7 protein-coding genes are annotated in these 7890 nt (G+C 53.1%); all 7 read right to left on the bottom strand.

Going from position 1 to position 7890, the window contains the following annotated elements; all coding sequences use genetic code 11:
* The coding region (locus tag B3F49_RS00680; RefSeq protein ID WP_293908539.1) for a tripartite tricarboxylate transporter permease at positions 1 to 1088 on the bottom strand (1088 nt) is incomplete at its 3' end.
* A gap of 12 nt (positions 1089 to 1100) precedes the next feature.
* The gene (locus B3F49_RS00675) at positions 1101 to 1661 is read right to left on the bottom strand and encodes a tripartite tricarboxylate transporter TctB family protein (RefSeq protein WP_293908538.1); all 561 of its coding nucleotides are present in this window, start codon (positions 1659 to 1661) and stop codon (positions 1101 to 1103) included.
* Between the two features lie 91 nt (positions 1662 to 1752).
* Positions 1753 to 2733 (bottom strand): tripartite tricarboxylate transporter substrate binding protein, encoded by a 981-nt coding sequence (locus B3F49_RS00670; protein ID WP_293908537.1) that lies wholly within the window; start codon positions 2731 to 2733, stop codon positions 1753 to 1755.
* Positions 2734 to 3029: 296 nt separating this feature from the next.
* A complete protein-coding gene (locus B3F49_RS00665) occupies positions 3030 to 4169 on the bottom strand; it encodes a type III PLP-dependent enzyme (RefSeq protein ID WP_293908536.1) in 1140 nt (379 codons plus the stop codon).
* A 75-nt stretch (positions 4170 to 4244) separates the two neighbouring features.
* A complete protein-coding gene (locus B3F49_RS00660; RefSeq protein ID WP_293908535.1) occupies positions 4245 to 5201 on the bottom strand; it encodes a D-2-hydroxyacid dehydrogenase in 957 nt (318 codons plus the stop codon).
* Positions 5202 to 5260: 59 nt separating this feature from the next.
* A complete protein-coding gene (locus B3F49_RS00655; RefSeq protein WP_293908534.1) occupies positions 5261 to 5680 on the bottom strand; it encodes a response regulator in 420 nt (139 codons plus the stop codon).
* Positions 5677 to 7890, bottom strand: a 2214-nt coding sequence (locus B3F49_RS00650) for a substrate-binding domain-containing protein (protein ID WP_293908533.1), incomplete at its 5' end; no start/stop codon positions are given. The genes B3F49_RS00655 and B3F49_RS00650, both read right to left, overlap by 4 nt.

Raw genomic sequence — 7890 nt, 5'->3', positions numbered from 1 at the left:
ATCATCGAAGCGAAAATCTGATAGACTGTTGCCCCGTTGGACTGGAACAAAAGCGGACCGGGTTGCATGCCGTGCAGCATGAAGCCGCCGAGCAGGATGGCTGTCGCTCCGTCACCAGGAATACCCAGGGTAAGCAGCGGGATCATGGCACCACCGATCGAGGCGTTGTTGCTTGCCTCACTGGCAATGATGCCGTCGGGGATACCGGTACCGAACTTCTCAGGGTGCTTGCTTGAAGTCTTGGCCACCGAGTAGGCAATGATGTTGCTCGTCGAACCGCCGATACCAGGCAGGATTCCGATGCCAAGGCCGATCAGGGAGGAACGAACAAAGTTGACGCCCTGGCCTTTGAGGTCCTTGAGAGTGAATCCCAGGCCCCGCATCTTGTACTCGCGGATCTGTCCCTTCTCCTGCTCACTCCCCGCGGTGGAGAGCACCTCACTGATGGCATACAGACCTACCAATACCGCCAATAGGTTGAAACCGCTGGTCAACTGCAGGGACCCGAAGGTGAAGCGCTTGGAGCTGTCGATCGGGGAAAGCCCCACGGTGGCGAACATCATGCCGAAGAGTGCACTGAGCAAACCCTTGACGATGGACTTTCCGGTGAGCGAGGAGATCAGGGTAAGGGCAAAGACAGTAACGGAGAAATACTCCCACGGGCCGAACTTGATCGTAAGGTTCGCCAAGGTGGGGCTGAGTACAACCATGAACAACAAGCTGATTGCAGTACCAATGAGCGAAGCAAACACCGCAAGACCCAAGGCTCTTCCGGCCTGGCCATTCTTGGCCATGGGAGAACCATCAAAGCAGGTTGCGATCGAACTTGGGGTGCCGGGGATGTTGAGCAGGATGGCCGAGATCAGACCGCCGCTCATTCCGCCGATATAGATGGCGGTCAGCATCGAAAGGCCGGTACCGCTGCTCATTGCGTACGTGATGGGCAGGAACATGGAAAGTCCTGCAACTGTAGTGAGACCGGGCAGTGCACCGAAGACGATACCAACGGTGGTGCCGATGAAAATCATGACGATGGACAAAGGATCGGTAAAGACGGCTCCAAAGCCTTCAAGCAGCATTCCAAACATGGATCGACCCCCTTATCCTAAAATGCCTCTGGGCAGGAACAGCGTGAAGTAGCGGGTGAAAATGAAGTAGATCAACACCGATACACCAATGGAGAAGAGAATGATGAAGAGCGCCCATTTCTTGCGCTTTCCCTTCTCGGTGAGCAGGAAAGACTGAGCAACCAGATAGAAGATACTGGAAAGGATGAACCCGATCCGCTGGTAGAGCAGGAAGTAGAAGAACAGAAACAGCAAGGAGAGCAACAGCTTGAGGGGCACCACCTGCAAAAGGCCCTGCAGCTTTGCACCCTTGGGAGGATCGATGCAGACCACCTGATCGGGGTCGCAGATCTGCTCGTTCTGCTGAGTGAAACCCTTGCGTTCCTTCCTATCCTTGAGGATGGTGGTCACAATGAGGATGGCACTGAGAGCAATGGAGAGCCAGCCGATCATAGCCGGGATGGACTGGGAGTCGAGACCACGGTTCCCGAAGGGAGTGAATGTCGATATATTGCGCGACTCTGCAATGTAGAAGATCGAAAGAACGGCGAAGAAAATTCCCACTCCCAGCTCTTTCTTGTTTGCTTTATTCATAGGATCTGCTCCTTGTGTACGAGCTATGCAGATAGGTGGTCCGGAAACCCTGTTCCCAGACCAACCATTCCAAACGATGCGAGCGAATCAGTTATTTGCCCTGGAGCAGGTCACTGATGGCCATCATTTCCTGAAGTTCCTTGGTCCAATGAGCAATCGTGTCAGCGGTATTCATGTAGGTGGGAGCCTGGAAGAGAGCCGCAATTTCCTTCTGGTAGTCAGCATTGGTGTTGACAATTTTGCCGACTGCAGTGCTGAACTTCTCTACGATCTTGGCATCGGTGCCCTTGGGGAAGAACATCGTGTTGTAGTAGGAGTAACCAGCGTTCACACCACTCTCGCGGAGGGTAGGCAGATCAGGAAGAGCTGCAGATCTCTGGTTGCTGACATTGGCGATGTACTTGAACTGGCCCTTGTCTACATAGTCCTGAACCATATTGTACGGCATCGGGATCAAATCAACGTGGCGACCAAGCAGAAGCGGAAGGCGTTCGCCGGATCCACCGCTGGAAACTACGTTAAGCTGGGCACCAGCCTGCTGCAAACCAATGGCAATCCACTGGGTGGAAGCACCGGTATTGGCAGTCAGCTTGTACTTGCCGGGGTTCTTTTTGGATTCGGCAATCAGCTCCTGGACATTGTTGAAGGGAGCGTCAGCATTGGCCACGAGGACTTCGTCAGCAGATGCGGAGAAAACACAAGCAACCTCAAAGTCCTGGAAACCGAAGTCAACCATCTTTGCAGCCTGGGCGATGTTCATGGAGAGCTGGGAAACCAGGACGGTGTATCCATCGTTCTTTGCTTCCTTGACCTGGGCAGCAGCAATGGAACCACCGCTACCAGCAATGTTGGTAACGACAACAGGCTGACCGAGTTCCTTGGTCAGGTACTTACTGATGGCACGGGCGTTGTAGTCGGAGTTACCGCCGGCAGCAAACGCAACCACAAGGTTGATCGGCTGCTGGGGCCACTTGTCAGCTGCACTTTCAGCAGGAGCTTCTCCCTGTCCGGCAGCCATTACGAATGACATGGCGAGCACAAGAATCATAAGAACTGAGAGTAATTTTTTCATCTCTTCCTCCAGAAGTAATTCTCGGGGTGCCTATGGAAGGCTCCCCATCTACCCACAGAGTAAAATGACTTTTGATAGCTGTCAACAAATATTATACATTTTCTAGTGTCATTATATTTTTTACTTATGTTATTTGATAATTCAAACAATTTTATAGGAATTAATCTATCATTCGTCTCATTACCCCTACAAACCAAGGACTTCAGTATGAGTTCTTTACAAATAAAAAGCCTACCCGAAGGTAAGCCAAACCAGGCGTTTCTTGGCATTGGGAGAAAATCAGAGCCCAACCCCCATCAGATGACAAAGGTTTGCAACGGCGGAAACCCATTGAATTCTATGGCGGAGTAACTGCTGGTGTAGGCTCCTGTGGAAAGCCAATACAGCCTGTCTCCAACAGCAAGGCTCAGGGGGAGATCATAGCGGTAATCCTCATACAGCGTATCCATGGAATCACAGGTCGGTCCTGCAAGAATTACCTGTTCCTGAGGCCCGTTGCGTTCACAACGTATCGGATAGTGGATGGCTTCCCCCAGGGTTTCCATAAGCCCGCCGAAGCGGCCGCAGTCCTGGTATATCCACCGCTCAAGCGCCGTTCGGGATTTACGGGAGATGAGTACAATCTCCGAGACGAGCACCCCGGAATCACCAACAAGCGAACGTCCGGGTTCGATGATTATCTCAGGCAGTACATCCCCATAGTCTTCTTCCAGGTACCGTTTGATCTCATCGGCATAGGTCTGGACCGGGTTTGTCCGTTCGCGGTAGGTGGCAGGGAACCCTCCTCCCATATTGATGCAGGAGAGGGTAAGATCCTCATTCTCCTTAAGCCAGGTGAAGAGGTAGCTGACCTTCGAGAGAGCACTGTCCCAAGCTGTGATGTCACGCTGCTGCGATCCCACATGAAACGAGAGGCCCCAAGGCTGCAGGCCCAGCTTTCGTGCCAGCACCAGCAGGTCTCCTGCAAGATCGGGGCTGCAGCCGAACTTTCTGGAAAGCGGCCAGTCGGCAGTTTGGGCTCCCTCGGCCATCAGGCGGACCATGACCTTTGAGCCGGGGGCGGCCATCGCAATATTTCTCAAATCCCCTTCACTATCGGTAACGAACAATCGAATACCGGCAGCATAGAACTCCTTGATATGCTCAAACTTCTTGATGGTATTGCCGCAACTCATGCGATCGGCGCTGATCCCCAGATCCTGCAGCCGACGCAGCTCATACACCGATGCCACATCAAAATTCGACCCTAGACGGTCAAGCAAGCGCAAAACATCCGGCGCGGGATTGGCTTTCACCGCATAATACACCTTCGCAAACGGAAGCGCCTGGCGAAGCTCATGGTATTTCTCTTCGATTACGTCGGAGAGAATCAGCTGGAACGGTGTCTCACGGCCCTGGGAATGTTCCAACACCCGTTGCCACCGTTCCTTAGACATTATTTCAGGTATGTTCATATGGCTGACTATGTAATTTCAGGTTCGTTATGTCAACCGGAAGACCAATACGTTCACCTAAGCGTTCACGACATTCTTGCTCTTGCCTGCAAGAAATGAACGCAGGTTGTCGACTGCAATGTCCATAAGCCGTTGCCTGCTCTCCTTCGGAGCCCAGCTGATGTGGGGAGTGATCAGGCAGTTTTTTGCAGTAAGAAGAGGATTGTCCTTCGTGATCGGTTCGGTCGAGACCACATCCAATCCTGCCGCATACACCTTGCCGCTGTTCAATGCATCGGCCAGGTCCTGCTCGACGATCAGAGGACCGCGGCTGTTGTTGAGGATGATCACCCCGTCCTTCATCTTTGCAATGGAGTCCTTGTTGATGATTCCCTTCGTAGCCTCAAAGAGCGGGCAGTGCAGGGAGATCACATCACTTCTCTGCAGCAGTTCATCCAGCGACACATACACATCCTGATGTTTTGGATCTTGATAGGAATCATATGCAATGACCAGCATGCCGAAAGCACGGGCGATCCTTGCCACAGCCTGCCCGATCCTGCCGTAGCCGATAAGACCCATGGTCTTGCCTGCAAGCTCGATGAGCGGATAATCCCAGAAACAGAAATCAGGACTGCTTGTCCACCGTCCCTGCTTGACCGCATCACTGTGATGCTGGACATGATGGGCGATTTCCAAAAGCAGGGCAAAGGCGAACTGGGCGACGGCATCGGTGCCGTAGGTCGGGATGTTGCAAACAGGAATACCCTTTTCTTTCGCCGCCTGGGTATCGACTACATTGTAGCCGGTGGCGAGCACCCCGATATATTTGATGTTGGGAGCCTGCTCTATAACCTCCCTGCTCAGTGGAGTCTTGTTGGTGATGACGATATCGGCATCACCGATACGAGAGAGAATATCCTCTTCCTTGGTTCGATCGTAGACGGTCAGGGACCCAAGCTCGGCAAAGCCGTCCCAACTCAGGTCTCCAGGGTTTTCGGTATAGCCATCAAGAATAACAATGGTGTGCTGCATGGAAGCTCCTTTACAATGGTTTCTCCTAATTGTAGCACGAAAGGGCAGGAAAAATCTGCCTATACCCTATCTGCCATCCGCTGCTTCAGATTCTCGCTGATCCCCAGCTTGCCACGAAGAATGCGCTTGATCGCCTCAAGCAGGACGGCGGGACTTGCATGCTTCATGATGTACCCGTTCGCACCACTGGCGATGGCCCGTTCCCCATAGAGGTTTTCGTCGTGCATGGAGACCACCAGGATTTTTAGCTTGGGATGGCGGGTCCTGCACTCACTGACGAGTGTCAGTCCGCTCTCACCCAACAGGGAGATGTCGACGATTGCAAGTGTCGGTTCAACGGCATCGAGCAGCTGCCTCCCCTCCGAAAGGGACCCGGCCTCGCCGATGCACTCCAAACCCAATCCTTCACGCACCAGTGCGCTTATACCGCTTCTATAGAGCGGATGATCGTCAATAATGACAAACGTATTCTTTTTCATGCACCCTCCTGCAGGGAAACCCTGCAGCTGACCACCGTCCCAGAAGGAGACGATGCGATATGCAGGTCACCACCGATCAGGTTGGCTCGATAGGTAAGGATCTTCATTCCCATACCGCTTGCCGTCCTGCCTTTCTTCACTTCAAAGCCTACCCCGTCGTCAACAACCTCCACCGTTGCCGATTGCTCATCATGCAGCAAGTTGACCGTAATCCGGGTGGCTTTTGCGTGTTTGAGTGCGTTGTTCAACGCCTCCTGGATAATGCGATACAGCTGAATTGCCTGCTGCTTGTCATCAATGTGGAAGCCCGGCTGGATTTCGAGGGTGACCATATTTCCATCGGTGACGTTCTTCGACTTCACCAGCTGCATCACGGAAGCAACAAAGCCGTTGTCCTGCAGATCGGAGGGGAACAGGTCCCGGGCGATCTGCTTGGCTGTATAGGCACTCTTGAGTGCCGACTCGCTGATATTCTTGGCCAATTGCCGGGCTCCGGCCAATTCTGTCTTCTTGAGCGCCGACTCAAGCGTAGCGGCAAGCATTCCCAGTGCTGCCAGATCCTGGCACAAATCGTCGTGGATGTCCTGCCCGATGCGGGTCATGATGTTATTCGAAACCTCCAACAGTTCTTGCTCGAGCTCCTTGCGTTGGGCAATCTCTCTCTTCAGTTGTTTGTTGGCCGCCACAAGCTCGCCGGTGCGCTCATGTACCTCCCGTTGCAGGATAAGTTCACGGTCCTTCTCCAAGGACATGATCAAGGCCCCTTTCATGGAAGTAGTGATCAGATCCCGAAGCGAGGCATACACATGCATGTCCTTGGCATCGGGAGTGCAGATGAAATACCCCATCTGCTCCGATCCGAATTGCAGGGATTCGCATACATAAGCCTGAAAATCTTTGGGGAGGCCTTGGGGAAGCAGCGAACGGGTGGAGAACTGTTGCCCGTTGGGGGTAAAAATCTGGACTTCCTCACCATTGAGGAGCATGAAAAGACTTGCCCGGCTTGTGTTTTTCCTGCGTTCATCGACCATTACCACAGCTGCAAACCGAATACCCAACCGCTTCAGGCCATGGGACAATTCAACGAGTATCTCCTCGAGCTTGAACGTCCTGACAACAGCGGCTTCGATACGCCTGAGAAAAGCTGAACGTGAACGTTCTCCAACCTGCAAGGAGAACAGGTTTCTCAGACGCATCTGCAGTTGGTCGACTGTGGATGCTGCATCCCCCGTACCGCCGTTCATACAGCCGCAGCTCTGCCGAATGACAAAGGATGTGCTCAGGTCGGCGACCATGCTGGTCGGTTCGGAGGAACCCAATCCCAGTTCCGTTGCCAAATAACCGATGGCTCTTCTTCCGAGTTCACTGGTAGGCTGATGGATGGTGGTAAGGGCGGGAATGGAGAGGACGCTGTAGGGAATATCGTCAAAGCCCGTTACCGATACCTGGGCAGGTACGCGGATTCCATGCTCCTCCAATGCCCTGATGGAACCGAAAGCCATCTGGTCATTGGCAGCAACGACTGCATCGAAGTTCCAGTGTCCTTCGATCAAAGCGATTGTTGTCTCATATGCCCGCTCTTCCAGAAAATCTGCATAGAGTATTACAGGTTCAGCCTCGGGAAGGAGTTCGGACAGCGTATGTAAAAACTCACTCTTGCGTGCTTCGCTCTCCGGGTGTCCCTCAGGCCCTGCAAGGAACAAGAACCGCCTGCGGTGGTGCACCTCCACCAGATGGCTGGTCAGCTGAACCATGCCGCAACCTGCTTTGGGACGCAGGGTGTACACGTTGTCGAATTCCAGGCCGATCGAGACGATGGGCATATGGGAGAAGGAAGCCAGATAGCCGGCGATGCGCTCCCGCGAAAATGAGGAACCCATGGTATTGGTCATGACGATCAGACCATCAAGCCGGGTCTTTGCGGCCAGATTGAAGGCTGTATCGTCCAATGCCCCCGACTTGGTAAGTGTTTCAGTGTTGCTCCCTTCATAGAAGATGAGCTGCACGGGATAGCGCCTTGCTTCCTCCAAGGCGCCGTGAAAGACGAGATTCTGATAGTACTCATCAAACTGGGTTGCCAAAAACCCAATTCGTTTCGGCTCTGCAGTTCCCATATAGTTGAGAGTATAGCCCACATTCAGGGATATGATGGATGTTTTTACAGCTATTATCAGTTCATACCCACTGTTCCTTGACAGAGCAAACACAGC

The organism is Sphaerochaeta sp. UBA5836, assembly GCF_002432845.1.
In the GTDB taxonomy this organism is placed as follows: domain Bacteria; phylum Spirochaetota; class Spirochaetia; order Sphaerochaetales; family Sphaerochaetaceae; genus Sphaerochaeta.
The sequence above is the reverse complement of the archived record's forward strand: the minus strand, read 5'-3'. Positions and strand labels throughout refer to the sequence as shown.

What these genes read in the sequence shown, in the direction of transcription:
- B3F49_RS00665 (WP_293908536.1), bottom strand. Translation starts at nt 4,169, where the DNA reads ATGTCTAAGGAACGGTGGCAACGGGTGTTGGAACATTCCCAGGGCCGT.
- B3F49_RS00675 (WP_293908538.1), bottom strand. Translation starts at nt 1,661, where the DNA reads ATGAATAAAGCAAACAAGAAAGAGCTGGGAGTGGGAATTTTCTTCGCC.
- B3F49_RS00660 (WP_293908535.1), bottom strand. Translation starts at nt 5,201, where the DNA reads ATGCAGCACACCATTGTTATTCTTGATGGCTATACCGAAAACCCTGGA.
- B3F49_RS00670 (WP_293908537.1), bottom strand. Translation starts at nt 2,733, where the DNA reads ATGAAAAAATTACTCTCAGTTCTTATGATTCTTGTGCTCGCCATGTCA.
- B3F49_RS00655 (WP_293908534.1), bottom strand. Translation starts at nt 5,680, where the DNA reads ATGAAAAAGAATACGTTTGTCATTATTGACGATCATCCGCTCTATAGA.